Source organism: Pseudomonas sp. HD57-3, assembly GCF_056113135.1.
Genome location: NZ_CM148568.1, coordinates 4,407,118 through 4,427,072 on the forward strand (window position 1 = coordinate 4,407,118; position 19,955 = coordinate 4,427,072).

Here is a 19,955-nt window from a genome sequence, read left to right on the forward strand (position 1 = left end):
AGGCGGGTTTTGTTTGTAGCAAGCGCAGCAATCAGTCAGCCAGACGCCAGGTCGTGCCGCCCTTGCCGTCTTCCAGCACCACGCCCATGGCGGTGAGCTGGTCGCGGATGCGGTCGGATTCGGCCCAGTCCTTGCCGGCACGTGCCGCCAGACGCGCAGCGATCAGCGCCTCGACTTCGGCTGCATCGACACGCCCTTCGGCGCCGGCCTGCAGGAAGTCGTCGGCTTCGAGCTGCAACACACCCAGCACGCTGGCCAGTTCTTTCAGGCGCGCCGCCAGACCGGCCGCTGCCTCGAGATCGCTCTCGCGCAGACGGTTGATCTCACGGACCATCTCGAACAGCACCGCGCAGGCTTCCGGCGTGCCGAAGTCGTCGTTCATCACCGTGGTGAAACGCTCGACGAACGCTTCGCCGCCAGCCGGTGCCACGTTCGGCAGGCCTTTCAGCGCGTGGTAGAAACGCTCCAGTGCGCCCTTGGCGTCCTTGAGGTTGTCTTCCGAATAGTTGATCGCGCTGCGGTAGTGGCTCGACACCAGCAGGTAACGCACGACTTCCGGGTGGTACTTGTCGAGCACGTCACGAATGGTGAAGAAGTTGTTCAAGGACTTGGACATCTTCTCGCCATTGATACGGATCATGCCGCAATGCATCCACGCGTTGGCGTAGGTCTTGCCGGTGGCCGCTTCGCTCTGGGCGATTTCGTTTTCGTGGTGCGGGAACTCGAGGTCGCTGCCGCCGCCATGAATGTCGAAAGTCTCACCCAGGCAGCAGGTGGACATCACCGAGCACTCGATGTGCCAGCCCGGACGCCCGGCGCCCCACGGCGATTCCCAGCTCGGCTCGCCCGGCTTGACGCCTTTCCACAGCACGAAGTCCAGCGGATCGTCCTTGGCTTCGTCGACCTCGATCCGCGCACCGATGCGCAGGTCTTCGATCTTCTTGCGCGAAAGCTTGCCGTAGCCCATGAACTTGCCGACGCGGTAGTACACGTCGCCATTGCCCGGGGCGTAGGCGTAACCCTTGTCGATCAGGGTCTGGATCATCGCGTGCATGCCCGGAATGTGATCCGTGGCGCGCGGCTCCATGTCCGGCTTCTTGATGTTCAGGCGCGCTTCGTCTTCGTGCATCGCGGCGATCATGCGCTCGGTCAACGCTTCGAACGACTCGCCGTTCTCGTTGGCCCGGTTGATGATCTTGTCGTCGATGTCGGTGATGTTGCGCACGTAGGTCAGGTCATAACCGCTGAACCGCAACCAGCGGGTCACCAGGTCGAACGCGACCATGCTGCGGCCGTGGCCCAGGTGGCAGTAGTCGTACACGGTCATCCCGCAGACGTACATGCGCACCTTGTTGCCATCCAGCGGCTTGAAGACTTCTTTGCTCTTGGTGAGCGTGTTGTAGATCGTAAGCACGGTGTTTCCTTAAGACTTGATCACTGGCCCCACGAATCGCGCAGGGTCACGGTACGGTTGAATACCGGCTGGCCTGGTTTCGAGTCCTTGATATCCGCGACGAAGTAACCTTCGCGCTCGAACTGGAAACGGTCTTCCGGCTGTGCATTGCCCAGCGAAGGCTCGGCACGACAACCGGTCAGCACTTGCAGTGAGTCAGGGTTGATGTTGTCCAGGAAACTCGCGCTGTCTTCGGCCTTCTCCGGGTTCGGAGAACGGAACAGGCGATCGTACAGACGCACTTCGCACTCGATGCTGGCGGCGGCCGGCACCCAGTGGATCACGCCCTTGACCTTGCGGCCTTCAGGGTTCTTGCCCAGGGTGTCCGGATCGTACGAGCAACGCAGCTCGACGATGTTGCCGTCGGCGTCCTTGATCGCTTCGTCGGCACGGATCACGTAGCTGCCGCGCAGACGCACTTCGCCGTTCGGCTCCAGACGCTTGTAGCCCTTCGGCGGCTCTTCCATGAAGTCATCGCGGTCGATGTAGATTTCACGGGCGAACGGCAGCTGGCGCACGCCGAGTTCTTCTTTCTGCGGATGACGCGGCAGTTCGAGGTTCTCGACCTGGTCTTCCGGGTAGTTGGTGATCACGACTTTCAACGGACGCAGCACGCACATGGCGCGCGGGGCGTTCGCGTCGAGGTCCTGACGGATGCTGAACTCGAGCATGCCGAAGTCGACCACGCCGTCGGAACGGTTGGTGCCGATCATGTCGCAGAAGTTGCGGATCGACGCCGGGGTGTAGCCACGGCGGCGGAAGCCCGACAGCGTCGACATGCGCGGATCGTCCCAGCCGTTGACGTGCTTCTCGTCAACCAGCTGCTTGAGCTTGCGCTTGCTGGTGATGGTGTAGTTGAGGTTCAGACGGCTGAACTCGTACTGACGCGGGTGCGCCGGCACTGGCAGTGCGTCGAGGAACCACTCGTACAGCGGACGATGGCTTTCGAACTCCAGGGTGCAGATCGAGTGGGTGATGCCTTCGATGGCGTCCGACTGACCGTGGGTGAAGTCGTAGTTCGGGTAGATGCACCACTTGTCACCGGTCTGATGGTGATGGGCGTGGCGGATGCGGTACATGATCGGGTCGCGCAGGTTCATGTTCGGCGAGGCCATGTCGATCTTGGCGCGCAGCACGCGGGCACCGTCCGGGAACTCACCGGCGCGCATGCGGGCGAACCAGTCCAGGTTCTCTTCAACCGAACGGTCGCGGAACGGGCTGTTCTTGCCCGGCTCGGTCAGGCTGCCACGGTATTCCTTGGCTTGCTCGGGCGTCAGGTCGTCGACGTAAGCCTTGCCGGCCTTGATCAGCTCAACGGCCCAGTCGTGCAGCTGGTCAAAGTATTGCGAGGCGTAGCGCACTTCGCCGGACCATTCGAAGCCCAGCCATTTGACGTCGCTTTCGATCGCGTCGATGTATTCCTGGTCTTCCTTGGCCGGGTTGGTGTCGTCGAAACGCAGGTGGGTAACGCCGCCGAACTCCTGGGCCAGGCCGAAGTTCACACAGATCGACTTGGCGTGGCCGATGTGCAGGTAGCCGTTGGGCTCAGGCGGGAAACGGGTGACGATCTGCGTGTGCTTACCCGAGTCCAGGTCCGCCTGGATGATCGGGCGCAGGAAATTGACCGGCGTAACGGGGCCGGTCTTGGAATTCGAGGTAGGGTCGACAGTGGGCTTGCTCATAGGATCCTTGAACGTACAGTGCGCGGCCGGGACACGGGCCTGACAAAACAAAGCCGCTATCATAGCCGATGCTGTCAAGCCCCTGACAGAGCAGGGCTTAAAAGGAATGCATTTAATCGCCGGGTTTTGAAAAACAGCCTCGAAATTCGCGCCTGTCACGCTAAACTGCGCACCTTGGCCCTCACGGGCTGAACCGGTAAAGGGCGCAAATGTCCCAATACCCACGAATTCCTTATAAAGAGTAGCGATCATGACTCAAGTAAAACTGACCACCAACTTCGGTGACATCGTCATCGAACTGAACGCTGAAAAAGCCCCGATCACCGTGGCCAACTTCATCGAGTACGTTAAAAAGGGTCACTACGAGAACGTCGTGTTCCACCGCGTCATCAAAGGTTTCATGATCCAGGGCGGCGGTTTCGAGCCAGGCATGAAAGAAAAGAAAGACAAGAGCCCGAGCATCCAGAACGAAGCCGACAACGGCCTGAAGAACGAGAAGTACACCCTGGCCATGGCTCGTACCATGGATCCGCATTCGGCCTCGGCACAGTTCTTCATCAACGCCACCGACAACAGCTTCCTCAACCACACCTCCAAGACCGCTCAGGGCTGGGGTTATGCCGTGTTCGGTAAAGTGGTTTCGGGCACCGACGTTGTCGACAAGATCGAAGGCGTTTCCACCACGTCCAAGGCAGGCCACCAGGACGTACCAGCAGACGACGTGATCATCGAGAAAGCCGAGATCATCGAAGCGTGATATTGCTGATTTCAGACTTGCATCTGGAAGAGGAGCGCCCGGACATTACCCGGGCGTTTCTGGATTTGCTCGCCGGACGCGCCCGCTCGGCGAGTGCGTTGTACATTCTGGGCGACTTCTTCGAGGCGTGGATTGGCGACGACGCCATGACCCCCTTCCAGCGTTCCATCTGCCAGGCCCTGCGCGAACTCAGCGACAGCGGCACGGCCATTTTTCTGATGCACGGCAATCGCGACTTCATGCTCGGCAAGGCCTTTTGCAAAGAGGCCGGCTGCACGCTGTTGAAGGACCCGAGTGTCGTGCAGTTTTACGGCGAACCGGTGCTGCTGATGCACGGCGACAGCCTGTGCACCCGTGACGAAGCCTATATGAAGCTGCGCCGTTACCTGCGCAACCCGATCAGTCTGTTCATCCTGCGTAATCTCCCCTTGCGCACCCGCCACAAACTGGCGCGCAAGCTGCGCAGCGAAAGCCGGGCGCAGACGCGGATGAAGGCCAATGACATCGTCGATGTCACGCCGGAGGAAATTCCGCGGATCATGCAGGAGTACGGGGTGAGAACCCTGGTTCACGGGCATACCCATCGCCCGGCGATCCACAAGTTGCAGATCGGCGATCAGGCGGCGAAGCGGATTGTGCTGGGAGATTGGGATCGTCAGGGCTGGGCGTTGCAGGTGGATGAGAACGGGTTTGCGTTGGCGCCGTTTGATTTTGCGCCGCCGCCTTCACTGCCCGCCCCTGCCACCGCCTGATCGTTCCCGGACTTAGTTGATCGTTCCCACGCTCTGCGTGGGAATGCCTCAATGGACGCTCCGCGTCCGCTTCGGCATGGGACGCGGAGCGTCCCGGGCTGCATTCCCACGCAGAGCGTGGGAACGATCTGGCGACGTTAGTGACCGCTGGCGGCCGGGCCTGCCTTGGCAGCAAACGGCGGCTTGGCCAGCCACACAATCAATATCAACCCCATAAACCCCCATCCCAGCAGCGTGAAGTAATCCACGGTGGAGAGCATGTACGCCTGACTGGTGAGGATCTGATCCATCTGCGCATAGGCCGATTGGCTCGCACCACCCAGCGAATGCAAGGTCTCGCGAGTCGCCGGCTCGAAGGTGCTGATGCTCTCGCTCATATAGGCATGATGCTGATCCGCCCGGCGAATCCAGATCCACGTAGTCAACGACGCCGCAAAGCTGCCGCCCAATGTCCGCAGGAACGTCGCCAGACCCGCGCCATCGGCAATCTGGCTCGGCGGCAAGTCCGACATCAGAATGCTCAGAGTCGGCATGAAGAACAGCGCCACGCCAATCCCCATGAACAGCTGCACCAGAGCGATATGCTGGAAGTCCACCTCGTTGGTGAACTCGGCACGCATGAAGCAGCTCAGGCCGATCGCCAGGAACGCCAGCCCGGCCAGTAGGCGCAGGTCGAACTTGTGCGCGTACTTGCCGACAAACGGCGACAGCAGCACCGGCAGAATGCCGATCGGTGCCACCGCCAGACCGGCCCAGGTCGCTGTGTAGCCCATCTGGGTCTGCAACCACTGCGGCAGGATCAGGTTGATGCCGAAGAACCCGGCGTAACCCAGCACCAGCACCAGCGTGCCGATGCGGAAGTTGCGGTGGGCGAACAGCCGCAGGTTGACCACCGGATGCTGGTCGGTCATTTCCCAGATCACGAACACCGCCAGCGCGATCACCGAAATCGCCGCGCCGATGATGATGAAGTTCGACTCGAACCAGTCCAGGTCATTGCCCTTGTCGAGGATCACTTGCAACGCCCCGACGCCGATGATTAGCGTGATCAGCCCGACGTAATCCATCGGCTGATGGCTGGTGACCACCGGGCGTTTGGCCAGTTGCTGGCGCACCACCATCACCGCGAAAATCCCGATCGGCACGTTGATGAAGAAGATCCACGGCCAGCTGTAACTGTCAGTGATCCAGCCGCCGAGGATCGGCCCCGCAATGGGCGCCACCACCGTGACCATCGCCAGCAATGCCAGGGCCATGCCCCGCCTCGCCGGCGGATAGACCGCGATCAGCAGCGTCTGGGTCATCGGGTACAACGGCCCGGCCACCAGGCCCTGCAGCACGCGGAAGCCGATCAGTTCCGGCATCGACGTGGAAATACCGCAGAGAAACGAAGCCAGCACAAACAGGATGGTCGCCCACAGAAACAGCTTCACCTCGCCAAAGCGACGGCTCAGCCAGCCGGTGAGCGGCAGCGCAATGGCGTTGCTCACGGCGAACGAGGTGATGACCCAGGTGCCCTGCTCCGAACTCACGCCGAGGTTGCCGGAAATGGTCGGCAACGCCACGTTGGCGATGGTGGTGTCGAGCACCTGCATGAAGGTCGCCAGCGACAGGCCGATGGTGCTGAGCAACAGGCTGGGCGGCGTAAAAGAGGCGTTATTGCTCATCGCGAATCCTTTGGAACCTGATTGACGCTGCGTCCGTTAATGACGCAGCCGCCCTTGTGGGAGCGAGCCTGCTCGCGAAGACGGCGGTTCAGCCAACAAAACTGTTGAATTGAAAATCGCCATCGTCGGAACGCCGCCCGGAGCAAGCTCGCTCCCACAGAGGAAGGGAATCAGCGTTGCGCGGTCTTGCTGACCGCCGCGCTGTTGTCGTGGATCAACTGGGTGATCATCGCGTCGGCTTCGGCCAGTTGGCGGTCGTAGACGTTGGTGCTGAACGAGGCCTTTTGCGGCGGTTGCTGGGCCAGTACCGGGCCGCTCTGGTCGTGCAGGTTGACCTCGACATTGGTCGACAGACCGACGCGCAGCGGGTGTTTGGCCAGCTCTTCGGCGTTGACGTGAATCCGTACCGGCACACGCTGCACGATCTTGATCCAGTTACCGGTGGCGTTCTGCGCCGGCAACAGGGCGAACGCGCTGCCGGTGCCCGCGCCGAGGCTATCGATGGTGCCGCTGAACTTCACGTCGCTGCCGTAGATGTCCGACTCGATCTCCACCGGTTGGCCGATGCGCATGTCACGCAGCTGGGTTTCCTTGAAGTTGGCGTCGATCCACAGCTGATCCAGCGGAATCACCGCCATCAGCGCGGTGCCCGGCTGCACACGCTGGCCGAGTTGCACGGTGCGTTTGGCGACGTAACCGGTGACCGGTGCGATCAAGGTGCTGCGAGCATTGGTCAGGTAGGCCTGGCGCAGTTGCGCGGCGGCGGCCATCACGTCCGGGTGCGACGACACCACGGTGTCATCGACCAGCGCGCTGGTGGTTTTCAGTTGCTGTTTGGCGTTGGCCAGGGCGTTCTGCGCCGAGGTCAGGTCATCGCGGGCGTGGGACAGTTCTTCCTGGGAAATCGCCCCGCCGGCCGCGAGGTTTTTCCGGCGGTTGAAGTTGTCCTGGGCTTTCTGCACTTCGGCCTGTTGCGCATTGACCTGGGCCTTCATGCCGTCGACGTTGCTGTACAGACCGCGAACCTGACGCACGGTGCGGGCCAGATTGGCCTTGGCACTTTGCAGGCCGACTTCGGCGTCGTTCGGGTCGAAGTTGATCAGCACCTGGCCTTCATGCACCAGATCGCCATCGTCGGCACCGATGCTGACCACGGTGCCGGTCACCAGCGGGGTGATTTCCACCACGTTGCCGTTGACGTAGGCGTCGTCGGTGCTTTCGCTCCAGCGCCCGATGAATTCGTGATACGCCCAGACACCGGCACCGGCGAGGGCAACCACAACGGCCAGCACCAGCAGCATCACCTTGCGTTTGCGCGGGTTGCCAGTGTCCTGGGCGTTGTCTTGAGCTTGTGTGTTTTCGGCAGTGGCCATGACAAATACCTTGAATTAGTTGTGCGGCGTGGCTGGGGTGGCGTTGGCTGCGGTCAGGGTTTGCCCCTGGAAGCCGCCGCCCAGCGCTTGCATCAGTTGAATCGACAGGTCGATCTGCTCGGCATTCAGGTTCGCCAGCTGACGCTGGGCCTGCAGCAATTGCTGCTCGATGCTGAGCACGTCCAGGTAGTTGCCGATGCCGGAACCGTAACGCTGGACGACGGTGTTGTAAGAATCCTGGGCAATCTCGGTCGCGTGCTGCTGGGCGCCGATCTGCCGGCCGATGTCACGCAGCTGGTTGATCGTGTCGCTGACATCGCCCAGGGCTTTCACCAGGCTTTTGTTGTACTGCGCCACGGCGAGGTCGTAATCGGCGTCGCGGGCATCGAGGTTGGCGCGCAGGCGTCCGCCATCGAAGATCGGCACCGAAATCGTCGGGGCAATGTTGAAGAAGCGACTGGCGGAACCGAACATCGCGTCCCCCAACAAGGATTCGGCACCGGCCGAAGCCGACAGGTTCAGGTTGGGATAGAAGCGGGTCTTGGCCGAATCGATGTCCTTGCTCGCGGCCTCGACACGCCAGCGCGCGGCGACCAGATCCGGGCGACGGCCCAGCAGTTCGGCCGGCAGCACCGAGGGCAGTGCGACAGCGCTGGCTTGCAGGACTTTCGGTCGAGCGATTTCGTTGCCGCGATCCGGGCCTTTGCCGAGCAATACCGCCAGGGCGATTTTTGCGCTGTTCAGGCGTTTTTCAGCGTCGATCAGGCTGGCTTCGGAGCTGGCTTCCAGACTTTGGGTCTGCTGGAACTGATACTGGCTGTCGATCCCGGAGCTCAGGCGGCGCTGGCTCAGGTCGAGCATCTGTTTGGTGCGCTTGAGGTCTTCGTTGGCCAGGTCATAAACGATGTGCGCCTGACCCAGATCGCTGTAGGCCCGGGCCACGTCAGCAGCCAGGGTCAGTTGCGCGGCCTGACGGTCGACTTCGGCGGCACGGGCCTGACCGAGTGCGGCTTCCCAGGCATCACGCTGACCGCCCCACAGGTCGAAGTTGTAATTGAAGCCGGCGCTGATGTTGCGCACGGTGGAGTAAGCCCCACCCTGCCCCAACGGATCCTGATCCCGGGCCAGACGCGAACGGCTGATGCCGGCGCTGGCGTCGAGGGTCGGATAGCGCTCGGCATCGGCGGCATACGCGGCGGCGCTGGCCTGATGGGCGCGGGCGTCGGCGATCTGCATGTCCGGGCTGTCTTTCAGGGCTTCGCGGATCAGGCCGTCGAGCTGCGGATCGCCGAGGCTGGTCCACCAGTCGCTCTTCGGCCACGCGGCCTGGGACAGAGTGACGCCGTTGAGCGATTGCCCGGTCTGCAGGGTTTTCGCATCGAGGCTGGCGCCCTGGGTATCGAGGCCACTGTAGTTCGCGCAACCGGCGAGGATCATCGCCGACAGCACCAGTGTCAGGCTGCTGCGCAAGGTTTTACCGCTCATTGTGTTCACCTAACCGCTGGATGGTGATCGGGTCACCGGCTGCCAGCAAAATTTTCTTGAGGATGTATTCCAGGGTTTTCAACTCGTCCGGGGTCACGGCGCCGGCCAGTTCATTCATGGCGTCGGCGCCGATGTGCGGCAGGCGATCGGCCAGTTGCTGGCCCTGCTCGGTGAGTTTGAGTTGCACCTGACGGCGATCGCCTTCGCTGCGTTGGCGAACCAGAAAACCTTTCTGCTCCAGACGGTCGAGCATGCGGGTCATCGAACCGCTGTCCAGCGACAGATGCCGGCACAGCTCGGCCGGGGTGTCGACGCCGTACTGGGCCATGATGATCAACACCTTGAACTGCGCGGCGGTGATGCCGTGGGGTTCCATGTGGGTGTCGATGATCTTGTCCTTGAGCAAGGCGGCACGGCCGAGCAACAGGCCGAGATGGCAATGCTTGAATTCATCTGGGGTGAAATGCTTCATGTGCTCACCTAATAACTGCCTAGGCAGTGAATGTATGTCGAGATGTTACTGCCTAGGCAGCGAATGTCAACGTAATAGTTAGGTTGCTTTGTAATTAGTTGACCAGTGGACTGGGTTTTTCGGAAATGCAGAGAGGCGATATCGCTGGCAGGGATGGCAGCAACTCGGTGTGAAACCGTTCAGGATTTGTCGGAGGGGTGATTCATCGGTGGCGGCTGAAGGGGATGGACTTCCCGCCCGCGCAACGCAGTTGCCACATAACCACAGGCGCGCCTGGCTCCCGCGTAAATACCGTGCCAGCCCGGCGGTGCCGGCTCGATGGCGGCATGCAACGCCCGCGCATAATCGAGCACCAGGCCGGGCGTCCAGGCCATGGCCTCGGCGCGCTTGCGCACTTGAGCTGCGACCCAGAATTCGGGGCTGATGATGACCCGGGCAAAATCCAGCATGTTCGAATGCCCCCGGTTCATCGCACCCTCAAGGGCTGCCTCAAGGCTGTGCGCAACGGCACTCGAACAGTTGCGGCTGGTGAGGTTGTAGGTGGTGTTCTGCCGATAGTTCGCCCAGAACGCGTGAAGCCGTGCGGCGTCGTAATGCACGAAACTGACCTGAACTGACGACGGGCACCAGTCGGCCACTTCGCTCGCATAGTCCGGCAGAAACCGCCCCGCCACATCGTTGTTCGGCGTGGCCCGCAGCAAGCGCACGAAATCCCCCGCCGAGCGATCGATATCGTTCAACGGGTAATGGCTGATGTAAATGTCCGGCCCGCATTCCAGTGCCGCGTGGCCGGCGGAAATGACGCCGTTGATATCGACCGCCGCGATATACCGATTGAGCAACCGATTGCGCACCAGGGTGTCTTCAACCGTACCGCTGGGTGTCCAGACATGGATCACCATTGCGCCGTTGTACGCAGGGGCATGGACCGGGGAAGGCGTCACCGGCGAAGGCCTGTTCTTGAACCGCAATGCCTGCTGCAACAAGGCACAACCCGAAAGAAAGATGCTCATGCCGATGCAGAACGGCACCGTCCCCTTGTAGAGGCTCGGATACGGTTCGAGGATGAACACGCCAAAGCCGATCTCGAACAGCGCCACCAGCAGTGACATCCGCCAACCGACAAAGCGCACCACCACCGCAGCTGCCAGTCTGAAACCGCCGTCGAGCAGAAAAGCCGCACCGAACAGCACCGCGAGAATCACACCGGCAGCATGCTGTCGGTCGACGATCAGCAGCCCCAGCAGCAAAAACACCAGACCCCGCGCCTTGTGCAAAGCCGCCGCCGTACCAGTTTTCGGGGCCGGCACCAGCAGAATGATCAGGGCTTCGAGTAACAACAGATAGCCGAACACATGCAGCGGGAAATACAGAACGCCGTCCAGCGCATCGATGAAGATGGCCACTCCGGCCGCCCCCCAGACAACGCCGGTCAATGCCAGTGCTGACCAGCGCCGACGGACAAAATCGTGACCGAGCAAGACCATACTCAAACGAACCATTGGCGCCCCCGGGGCGTTTCGGGCAGCCGCAAACGGCGCCCTTCAAGCTGCGATCAGTCTAATACATCCAGAAAAAGCCGGATCGTGGTGACACGATCCGGCCAGGGGGAACGCGAGCTAGAAATCCCGCTTGTAGAAGATGTCCAGCGAACTGGCCACGCCGCTGGCGGCTTCGAGGTAGACCTTTTTGCTCAGCTTGTAGCGCAAGGCGATGGTGTTGGCCGGCTCGAACACGCCGACGCCGTAACGCAGACTGAGTTTCTCGGAAATGTTGCCGCTGGCCACCACGCTGGTGGTGTTGCCACTGCCCTGGGTGTCGAGCTGGAAGTCCTGAATGCCCAGATCACTGGCCAGACTGCTGGTGACCCCGGAACTGCCCATCAGGCCCAGACCCAGCGCCGCTTGCGCGAGCATGTTGTTGTCTTCGCCGGTGGTGCTCAGTGGACGCCCCAGCACCAGATAGGACAGCGCCTGTTCCTGACTCATGGCCGGCTCGGAGAAGATCTGCGTGGTCGGCTGCTCGGCGCTGCCGCTCAGGCGAATACCGGCGATCACATCATCGGTCTGGCGAATCGCTTCGATGTCCAGATACGGCTGATCGATCGGCCCGGCGAACAGCAGACGCGCGCGGCGCACCGTCAGGCGCTGGCCGTAGGCGCGGTATTTGCCGTCGTTGAGCCACAGTTCGCCTCGGGTGTCCATGTTGTCGCCGATGTGCACGTGACCTTGCAGATTGGCAGTCAGGCCAAACCCGGCGAAGCTCAGCTTGTCCTCACCGACCACCACGTCGATGTCCATTTTCATCGCCAGCGGCGGTTTGCCCTCTTCGGTCTGCGCGCCGACGATGATCGTGTCATCGGAGACTTTCACCGTTGATGGCGGCAGTTCGCGCACGGTGATTTCGCCTTTCGGCACCAGCACCTTGCCGGCAATCGCCAGCTCGTCGCCGGCCATGGAAATCTTCAGGTCCGGCGCCACTTCCAGTTTGGCGTAGGGTTCGACCGTGACCGGCAATTGCGTGCCCTTGAGCGCCAGATCCACCACCAGCGCCTGACCCCAGGCGATGTTACCGCTCAGGCTGCCCTGCCCGCTCTTGCCGCTTTTCCAGCCGCCGTTCAATTGCACGGCTTCACCGGCGATCACCGCTTGCAGTTGCAGCGCCTGCAACTCCAGCGGCAACTCCGGCCCAGACACTTCGCCATCGCTGAGCTGCACCGTGCCGTTGACCAGCGGCGCGAGCAGCCCGCCGGAAATCGTGCCGCTGCCGTTCAGGCGCCCGGTGAGTTTCTCGACCATCGGCACAAACGGCCGCGCCACCGACAGGTCCAGCCCGCTGAGACGGAATGTACCGCTGAGCGGTTTGTTCTTCGGCAGCGGGTTGAGCTGCGCTTGCACCATCAACTCGCCGAGCTTGCCGCCGACGAAATTGAGATCGGTGTCGATGCGCTTGGGCGTGAGTTTGCTGGTGAGCTTGAGGGTCTGGTACGGGAAGTCCAGCCACTGATCCTTTTCCTTCATGCGCAGGGTGCCGCCGCTGGCATCCACGCTGATCTGGCCGTTCGGGCCGCTGGCCGGCAGGTCCATTTGCAGGTCGGCGTTGAGCTTGCCCTGCCAGGCGAAATCCTTCGGCAGCCACTGCGCCAGGCTTTCAATCGGGAATTGCTTGAGGTGGTAACGCAGCTTAGGTTCCGGCATCAGGCGCTGATCTTCCCCGCACAGGCTGGCATTGCCGGACATCCAGCAATGGGCGCCGAAGTTGATCTTGCCGTCGGCCAGACGCTCGAGCTTGGCCGGGTTCTGCAGTTTCCAGTCCTGACCGCCGGCCTGAATGTCGCCGCTGGCCAGACGCCCGCGCCAGTTGCCTTTGTCCAGATTGCCGTCCAGACCCAGCGCCAGTTTCAACTTCGGCCCGAGCAGGTCGAGATTGAGTTTCTGGCTTTTGATATCGCCCTGGGCGCTGGCGGTCAGCGTGCCCAGCGACGTATCGCCGGCCTGGATGCCGCTGCCCTTGAGGTCAATTTTCGCCCGTTGCGCGCTGTCGAGGGTGGCATCGAGGTTGAGGCTTTGCAGGCGATTGTCCTGGAACGCCAGTTGCGAACCTTGCAGGCCGAGCTTGCCTTGTGGCGCCTTGAGCGTACCGGCGACATCGACGCGACCGTTGATCTGTCCGCGCAATTGCGGCCAGAGCTGGGCCAGACGCGCCAGTTTGATGTCGATCTGCCCGGTGAGTTTTTGTTGCAGGCTGCCCTTGCCGTTGATGCTGTTGTCGCCGAGGCGGATTTGCAGGGCATTCAGATTCCACTGCTCGCCGGCGCCGTCAGCCTTGGCTTGCAGGATCGCCGGTTGGCCGCGCAGTTTGCCTTTCAGATCGAGGTCGGCATTCAGGCTCAGGCGTTCGTTTTTCATTTCGCCTTTGCTTTTCAACGGACCGGCCAGGGTGCCCGGCAACTCCGCAACCCAGTACGCCGGGTTGAGCGCCGACAATTCCAGCGCGGTGTCCCAAGCGATACCATCGGCGAACTGCACGTTCACATGGCCTTCGGCCTTGCCCTGCCCGGCTTCGAGCTTCAGTTGCGGCAGGAAAATCTGCTTGAGATTGCCGCTGACCGGACTGCTCAGGGTGAACGCCCCCGCCGGCCCATCCGCAGCGGCGGCGAAGTTACCGATGTACTGACCGTCGGTGTAGGAGACTTCGCCCGTGAAGGTACGCAACGTGACCTGCGGTTCGTCGATCTCCGGATAGAGCCGGTGCCACGGAAAATCCAGCCAGTTGATATTGGCCTGGGCGCTGAGGCCTTTGCTCCAGTCGACATTGCCGGTGAGCTTGAGGCTTTGCTTGTCGTTGGCCGTCAGGTCGAGGCCGGCGATCTGCGCACCCTTGGCGTCGACCTTGCCTTTGAGCAGCAACGCCACCGGGCCTTTATCGGCAGGCAACGTGGCGTTGCCGAGGAGTTGGTAACCGTTTTTCAGGTCGCCTTCGCCGGTCAATACCAGTTGATTGAATTGCAGGGTGTCCGGCAGATCCGCGCTCGGTTTGAAGGCTTCCGAGGTGATTCGCACTTTGGCCGGCAGGTTATCCACCAGCGGTTGCAGCTCGCCGCTCAACTGGCCGTTCAGGTAGCCACGGCTGTCGGCGTGCAGGTTGAGGGTTTTCAGCAGGTCGCCGTCGATTTTCAACGCCAGCGTCCACGGCTCGGGAGCCGGCGACGGCAAGGTCAGATCACCGACGATGTTCAGCGGCCAGTTGCCGGTCGGTTGCAACAGACCGGACAGGTTCAGGCTCAACTCGTCGCGTTGCAGTTTCACGCTGTCGATCTGCATGCCCTTGGCGGTCCAGTGCGCCGCCAGTTGCAGGCCTTTCAACGCTTCGCTGCCGTTGAACAACAGGCTGCCGACCTGCACATCGCCCAGCTCGATGGCCACGGGCAATTGCAGATCAGGAAGTGTGATCGGACCGCTTTCGGTGACTTCTTCGCTAGGCGGGAATTGCAGGCTGACGGTATCGGCCTTGAGCTGTTGAATGCACAGGGTCATGCGCGTCAGGCAAAGCGGCGACCATTCGAAGATCGGTTTGCTCAGCTCGACGCGGCTGGTGCCCTGCTGCCACAGCAGATGATCGGCGCTCCACTGCCCGCCGAGGCGACCCTGAAAATTGTCGACGCTCAGGCCCGGCACCAGACCCAGCACCCAACGGCTGCCGGCCTGCGTTCCGAGCACAGCGGTGATGCTCAATACAATCAGCAGCACCAGCGACAACAACGCCAGCGCCGATATTTTCAAACCACGCTTCACAGCTCAGGCCCCATGGAAAAGTGCAGCCGGATGCCGCCATCGTCGTCCAGCGCATGGGCCAGGTCGAGGCGGATCGGCCCCACCGGCGAAACCCAGCGCACACCGATACCGACCCCGGTCTTGAGGTTCGGCAGTTCGAGTTTGTTGAAGGAGTTGCCCTGATCGACAAAGGTCGCCACGCGCCACTTCTCGGCAATCGAATATTGATATTCGACGCTGCCAGCCACCATGTAGCGCCCGCCGATGCGGTCGCCCTCGGAGTTCTCCGGGGACAGGCTCTGATAGTCGTAACCGCGCACGCTCTGATCGCCACCGGCGAAGAAACGCAGCGACGGCGGCACCGATTTGTAGCCGTTGGTGGCGCTGCCGCCGACCTGTACCCGGCCGAGCAAACGGTGCTTGTCGAACACGGTGGTCAGGCCTTTGACCAGCGCCGTGCCGTAAACCAGGTTGTTGTCAGAACCGAGGCCTTCTTTCGCCACTTTGCTTTCAAAGGTCAGGCGATAGCCGTTGTGCGGGTCGATGCGGTTGTCGCTCTTGAGGTAGGAATAGCTGACGCCGGGCATCAGCAAGGTGCTCAGACCGGAGTCGTCGCCGAGCTGGTATTCCTCGCGCTGCCATTTCAGCGAGATCACTCGCTGCCAGCCGCTCGGCAATTTGCTGTGCCATTCCGGGCCGAAGGTCAGCAGCTTGCTCAGGGTGTCGGAACCGTCGATGTCCTCGTACTGATAACCACCGGCCCAGCGCAGCTTGTCGGTCAGCGGCGGGTCGAGCGGGATGTCGTAGAACAGGCCGACGTTTTGCCGTGGCGCCGATAGTTCGGCCTCCCAGCCATAACTGTCGCCTTGCGGGTTGACCCAATGGCGAGTCCAGTTGGCCTTGATTCGCGGGCCGACGTCGGTGGAATAACCAAGGCCCAGGCCCATGGTGCGCGGCTTGCGGGTGTCGAGTTTGACGTCCACCGGGATCACGTCGTTTTTTGCGGCGGTCGGTGCGGCGTCGACCCGCACGCCTTCGAAATAGCCGCTCGATTGCAGGTCGCGGTTGAGTTCGGCGATCAGCTCGGAGTCATACGGCTCGCCGGCCTTGAACGGCACCATGCGTTGCAGCAGGTCTTCGTCGAACGGCGTGTCGCCCTCGAAACTGACTTTGCCCAGCGCATAACGCGGGCCACTTTCGTAGATCAATTCGACGTCGGCGACCCCGGCGCGGGGATCGACCATCAATTTCTGGCTGGTAAAACGGCCGCTGAAGAAGCCGTAGCGCGACGCCTGGTTCTGGATCAGGCGCTTGGCGTCTTCATAACGCCCATGGTTGAGCACCGCGCCGGGCTTGAGCACGTCACTTTTCGGGACTCGAAAGGATTTGAGGGAGGCCGCCGGGCCGTCAACACGCACGGTCACGTTGCGCAGGCGAATCGGCTCGCCGGGATCGATGTTCAGCACCAGACGCGGTTTTTCACCGCCCTTGACGTCACTTTCGATCTGCGGCTGGTAATAACCCAAGGCCTGGGCGGCCTTGCGCGCCTGTTCTTCGGCGCCGCGACTGAAGCGCTGCAAGGCTTCTTCGTCACGATCGCCGAGGCTGCCGATATAGCCTTCTATATTGGCTTTCAGTTCATCGTTGGACGGTTTGATCCGCACATCCAATTCACTTTGCGCCAGCGCCGCGCAGCTGGTTAACAGCATGAGCACGCCACTGGTAAATCTTCCTGGAAACTTCATAGGCGCGGATGCTATCACGGGCTTGGGAGCGTGATAGAACAGGAAATTTCCCAAAAAGTTCGATGGTCATCCCGTTGCTGTTTGTAACACCTGCGGGTTGGCGTGGAAAAACACGTGCTCGCGCACCGGTCCTACGGCGACTTCGCCGATTTCCTCGTAGCCCTGACGCTTGTAGAACTCCAGATAACGCGGGTTGCCGGTGTCGAGGATCACGCCTTGGGAGCTTTTGTCCACCGCGCACCAGTTGTGCACCGCTTGCAGCAACTGTTCGCCGAAGTGTTTGCCCTGAAATTGTGGATGCACACCGAGCAGCGGCAGCATGTGGACCGAGTCGGTCGGCACGCAGGCCTCGACGGCGGCGTGGTATTCCAGATAGCGCCGGGTACAACGAAAACCGGTGCTCAGCACCATGCGCAAACGCCAGGCCCAGCTCTCGGTAACACCCAGGCGCCGTTGCGGCGGCGCAATCAGGGCGATGCCGATCAGGCGGTCGTTGACCAACAGGCCGATGGCCGGCAGATCCTGCAGGAAATGCTGCTTGACCAGTTCCCGCACCGTGGCGCGGACCCGCTGCTCGTAACCCGGACGCTCGGCTTCGAACAGGTAAGCGAAGGTCGGCTCGTGGCGGTAAGCCTGATAAAGAAGGGATCGCGCTTCCCGGGAATAGCCGCGGTCGAGCATATGAATGTCGGCGATGGCGGTTTGGGTTTCAGGCATGACGGTGATTCTCCCTGGACGGGACTCAACAGGCCCCGTTCTTGTTATACGAGCCTTGGGCTGAAGGGATCGTTCCCACACCCGAAAGACATTAGCAGCGCATATGGACTACCGCCACGCTGGCCCAGATCCTACATGTCAGCTAGCATCGCCCTTTTGCCAGGACTGCCGACCATGAAGATCGTTTCCTTCAACATCAACGGACTGCGGGCCCGCCCGCATCAGCTGGCGGCGCTGATCGAAAAGCATCAGCCGGACGTCATCGGCCTGCAGGAAACCAAGGTCCACGACGACCAGTTCCCGCTGGAAGAAGTGCGGGCCCTGGGTTATCACGTGTATTTCCACGGCCAGAAAGGCCATTACGGTGTCGCCCTGCTCTCGCGCCAGGAGCCGATTGCCATTCATAAAGGTTTTGCCACCGATGAAGAAGACGCGCAGCGGCGCTTTATCTGGGGCACTTTCGCCGACGCCAACGGCGTGCCGGTGACGATCATGAACGGCTATTTCCCACAGGGCGAAAGCCGCGACCACCCGACCAAATTCCCGGCCAAGCAGCGCTTCTACAGTGATCTGCAAGCGCTGCTGGAAAGCCAGTTCCACAATGAACAGCCGCTGGTGGTGATGGGCGACGTCAACATCTCCCCGGAAGACTGCGACATCGGCATCGGCCCGGACAACATGAAGCGCTGGCTGAAAACCGGTAAGTGCAGCTTCCTGCCGGAAGAGCGCGAGTGGATGGCCCGCCTGAAAAACTGGGGCCTGACGGACAGCTACCGTCACCTGAACCCGGACGTGACCGACATGTTCAGCTGGTTCGACTACCGCAGCCGTGGTTTTGAAGACGAGCCGAAGCGTGGTCTGCGGATTGATGTGATCCTGGCGTCCCATGGCTTGCTGCCACGGGTGAAAGCCGCCGGTGTCGACTATGAACTGCGCGGGATGGAAAAGCCTTCGGACCATGCGCCGATCTGGCTGGAATTGAGCTGATACCGCAATCACCTCAAATCGCTGTGGGAGTTCGCTCCCACAGTTTGAGCACTGTCATCTTTCAGCAATCTCACTGACTTAATCTCCCCGGCAATCCCCTTGGCTGCATTCGGTGCCGGCATGACCCTGCGCGTTCTGTTCGTTTTTCTCCTGAGTGCCTGGCTGCAGGTTGGGTTTGCGGCGTTGCCCATTCCCGAGAACGGCCCGGTATTGCGCATCCAGGGTTCCAACACCATTGGCGCGGCGCTCGGCCCGGCGCTGGTTGAAGGCCTGCTTCAAGATCAGGGACTGTTGAAAGTCCACAGCGAAACCCCAGACACCGCCAACGAGCAACGGGTCGTCGGCCTCACAGCCCAAGGCCAAAGGGTCGTGGTAGAAATCGCCGCCCACGGTTCGAGCACCGGTTTCACTGCACTCAAGAACGCCAGCGCCGATCTGGCCGCCTCCTCGCGCCCGATCAAGGACAGCGAACTGCTGAACCTGCAAGCCCGGGGCGATCTGAAAAGCCCCGGCGCCGAGCAAGTCATCGCCATCGATGGCCTGGCGATCATCCTTCATCCCGACAATCCGCTGAATCAACTGAACACCGAACAACTGGCGCGAATCTTCAGCGGCGAGGCGAAGACGTGGGAAGACGTCGGCGGCAAGGGTGGGACGATTCATTTATATGCGCGGGATGATCAGTCCGGCACCTACGACACCTTCAAGGAACTTGTCCTCAGCCGTCGTGGGAAATCCCTGAGCAATGCCGCGAAACGGTTTGAATCCAGCGAGCAGTTGTCCGACGCCGTCAGCGCCGACCCGCAGGCCATCGGTTTCATCGGCCTGCCCTATGTGCGTCAGGCCAAAGCCGTGGCGATTGTCGACGGGCAATCCCAGGCGATGCTGCCGCTCGCCAGCCTGATCGCCACCGAAGACTATCCGCTGTCCCGGCGGCTGTTCTTCTATCTGCCGCCCGACAGCAACAATCCCTGGGCCAAGGCATTGGTGGAGTTTGCGCAGAGCCGTCGGGGCCAGGCGATTGTCGCGGCCAACGGTTTTATCGCCCAGACCGTGCAGGCCATCGCCGTTACGCCGAATGCGCTGATGCCCGAGGGTTATCAATCCCTCAGCCGCCACGCCCAGCGTCTGACCGTGAACTTCCGTTTCGAAGAAGGCAGCGCCAGCCTCGACAACAAGGCCCGCCAGGATCTGGCCCGGGTGTTCGACTATATAAAGCACCACGACAAGACCGACCGCGCGGTAACACTGGTGGGATTTGGCGATGCCAAGGACGATCCGGCCCGGGCGGATTTACTGTCGAAGCTGCGGGCGATGGCGGTACGTCGGGAGTTGGTGAAAAACGGCGTGGTATTACGCGAGGTGCGCGGGTTTGGCGCGCTGATGCCGGTGGCGACCAACAGCGGGGATGAAGGCAGGATCAAGAATCGGCGGGTTGAGGTTTGGGTTTACTGAACCTCGTACCACTGATCGTTCCCACGCTCTGCGTGGTAACGCAGCCATGGACGCTCCGCGTCCACTGTGACGCGGAGCGTCACGGTATGCATTCCCACGCAGAGCGTGGGAACGATCACCGCGATCAGCGCCTTGCG

The 19,955-nt window shown here is 61.6% G+C and carries 14 protein-coding genes; 4 read left to right on the top strand and 10 right to left on the bottom strand.

Annotation, left to right across the window (positions count from 1 at the left end; genetic code table 11):
• Positions 1-31 precede the first annotated feature (31 nt).
• Positions 32-1,414 carry a cysteine--tRNA ligase gene (gene cysS, locus AC0R79_RS19880; RefSeq protein ID WP_474731415.1) on the bottom strand — a complete coding sequence of 461 codons (1,383 nt, stop codon included), beginning with the start codon at positions 1,412-1,414 and terminating at the stop codon, positions 32-34.
• Positions 1,415-1,434: 20 nt separating this feature from the next.
• A complete protein-coding gene (locus AC0R79_RS19885) occupies positions 1,435-3,135 on the bottom strand; it encodes a glutamine--tRNA ligase/YqeY domain fusion protein (protein WP_127798755.1) in 1,701 nt (566 codons plus the stop codon).
• A gap of 250 nt (positions 3,136-3,385) precedes the next feature.
• Between AC0R79_RS19885 and AC0R79_RS19890 the strand changes: the two genes are divergently transcribed.
• Together AC0R79_RS19890 and lpxH are read left to right on the top strand one after the other, a co-directional pair.
• The gene (locus tag AC0R79_RS19890) at positions 3,386-3,892 is read left to right on the top strand and encodes a peptidylprolyl isomerase (RefSeq protein ID WP_127798757.1); all 507 of its coding nucleotides are present in this window, start codon (positions 3,386-3,388) and stop codon (positions 3,890-3,892) included.
• On the top strand, positions 3,889-4,644 hold the full coding sequence (gene lpxH / locus AC0R79_RS19895) for a UDP-2,3-diacylglucosamine diphosphatase (RefSeq protein ID WP_127798759.1): 756 nt from the start codon (positions 3,889-3,891) through the stop codon (positions 4,642-4,644). Before AC0R79_RS19890 ends, lpxH begins: the two co-directional genes overlap by 4 nt.
• Before the next feature lie 137 nt (positions 4,645-4,781).
• Here lpxH and AC0R79_RS19900 read toward each other — a convergent pair whose 3' ends face one another.
• From AC0R79_RS19900 to AC0R79_RS19935, 8 genes are all read right to left on the bottom strand, one after another.
• On the bottom strand, positions 4,782-6,311 hold the full coding sequence (locus AC0R79_RS19900; protein WP_474731416.1) for a DHA2 family efflux MFS transporter permease subunit: 1,530 nt from the start codon (positions 6,309-6,311) through the stop codon (positions 4,782-4,784).
• Positions 6,312-6,481: 170 nt separating this feature from the next.
• Positions 6,482-7,684 (bottom strand): HlyD/EmrA/EmrK family protein, encoded by a 1,203-nt coding sequence (locus tag AC0R79_RS19905; RefSeq protein ID WP_007951497.1) that lies wholly within the window; start codon positions 7,682-7,684, stop codon positions 6,482-6,484.
• Between the two features lie 15 nt (positions 7,685-7,699).
• On the bottom strand, positions 7,700-9,169 hold the full coding sequence (locus tag AC0R79_RS19910; protein ID WP_085608361.1) for an efflux transporter outer membrane subunit: 1,470 nt from the start codon (positions 9,167-9,169) through the stop codon (positions 7,700-7,702).
• Positions 9,159-9,641 carry a MarR family winged helix-turn-helix transcriptional regulator gene (locus tag AC0R79_RS19915; protein ID WP_007951499.1) on the bottom strand — a complete coding sequence of 161 codons (483 nt, stop codon included), beginning with the start codon at positions 9,639-9,641 and terminating at the stop codon, positions 9,159-9,161. Before AC0R79_RS19915 ends, AC0R79_RS19910 begins: the two co-directional genes overlap by 11 nt.
• Positions 9,642-9,820: 179 nt before the next feature.
• Positions 9,821-11,143 carry a hypothetical protein gene (locus AC0R79_RS19920; RefSeq protein WP_474731419.1) on the bottom strand — a complete coding sequence of 441 codons (1,323 nt, stop codon included), beginning with the start codon at positions 11,141-11,143 and terminating at the stop codon, positions 9,821-9,823.
• Between the two features lie 117 nt (positions 11,144-11,260).
• Complete coding sequence (locus AC0R79_RS19925) at positions 11,261-14,935, bottom strand: translocation/assembly module TamB domain-containing protein (protein WP_474731421.1); 3,675 nt, start codon at positions 14,933-14,935, stop codon at positions 11,261-11,263.
• Positions 14,932-16,659, bottom strand: a complete 1,728-nt coding sequence (locus AC0R79_RS19930; RefSeq protein WP_039767489.1) for an autotransporter assembly complex protein TamA — start codon at positions 16,657-16,659, stop codon at positions 14,932-14,934. Before AC0R79_RS19930 ends, AC0R79_RS19925 begins: the two co-directional genes overlap by 4 nt.
• A 66-nt stretch (positions 16,660-16,725) precedes the next feature.
• Positions 16,726-17,376, bottom strand: coding sequence for a GNAT family N-acetyltransferase (locus AC0R79_RS19935; RefSeq protein ID WP_375747464.1), 651 nt, complete (start codon positions 17,374-17,376; stop codon positions 16,726-16,728).
• A 174-nt stretch (positions 17,377-17,550) separates the two neighbouring features.
• Between AC0R79_RS19935 and xthA the strand changes: the two genes are divergently transcribed.
• Together xthA and AC0R79_RS19945 are read left to right on the top strand one after the other, a co-directional pair.
• A complete protein-coding gene (gene xthA, locus AC0R79_RS19940) occupies positions 17,551-18,363 on the top strand; it encodes an exodeoxyribonuclease III (RefSeq protein WP_127798769.1) in 813 nt (270 codons plus the stop codon).
• 120 nt (positions 18,364-18,483) lie between these two features.
• Positions 18,484-19,818, top strand: coding sequence for a substrate-binding domain-containing protein (locus AC0R79_RS19945; RefSeq protein ID WP_474735156.1), 1,335 nt, complete (start codon positions 18,484-18,486; stop codon positions 19,816-19,818).
• Positions 19,819-19,955: the final 137 nt, after the last annotated feature.

Excerpts from the sequence above, each read along its gene's own strand:
- AC0R79_RS19885 (WP_127798755.1), bottom strand. The coding sequence starts at position 3,135 with ATGAGCAAGCCCACTGTCGACCCTACCTCGAATTCCAAGACCGGCCCC.
- AC0R79_RS19890 (WP_127798757.1), top strand. The coding sequence starts at position 3,386 with ATGACTCAAGTAAAACTGACCACCAACTTCGGTGACATCGTCATCGAA.
- AC0R79_RS19900 (WP_474731416.1), bottom strand. The coding sequence starts at position 6,311 with ATGAGCAATAACGCCTCTTTTACGCCGCCCAGCCTGTTGCTCAGCACC.
- AC0R79_RS19905 (WP_007951497.1), bottom strand. The coding sequence starts at position 7,684 with ATGGCCACTGCCGAAAACACACAAGCTCAAGACAACGCCCAGGACACT.
- AC0R79_RS19910 (WP_085608361.1), bottom strand. The coding sequence starts at position 9,169 with ATGAGCGGTAAAACCTTGCGCAGCAGCCTGACACTGGTGCTGTCGGCG.
- AC0R79_RS19915 (WP_007951499.1), bottom strand. The coding sequence starts at position 9,641 with ATGAAGCATTTCACCCCAGATGAATTCAAGCATTGCCATCTCGGCCTG.
- AC0R79_RS19920 (WP_474731419.1), bottom strand. The coding sequence starts at position 11,143 with ATGGTTCGTTTGAGTATGGTCTTGCTCGGTCACGATTTTGTCCGTCGG.
- AC0R79_RS19930 (WP_039767489.1), bottom strand. The coding sequence starts at position 16,659 with ATGAAGTTTCCAGGAAGATTTACCAGTGGCGTGCTCATGCTGTTAACC.
- AC0R79_RS19935 (WP_375747464.1), bottom strand. The coding sequence starts at position 17,376 with ATGCCTGAAACCCAAACCGCCATCGCCGACATTCATATGCTCGACCGC.
- xthA (WP_127798769.1), top strand. The coding sequence starts at position 17,551 with ATGAAGATCGTTTCCTTCAACATCAACGGACTGCGGGCCCGCCCGCAT.
- AC0R79_RS19945 (WP_474735156.1), top strand. The coding sequence starts at position 18,484 with ATGACCCTGCGCGTTCTGTTCGTTTTTCTCCTGAGTGCCTGGCTGCAG.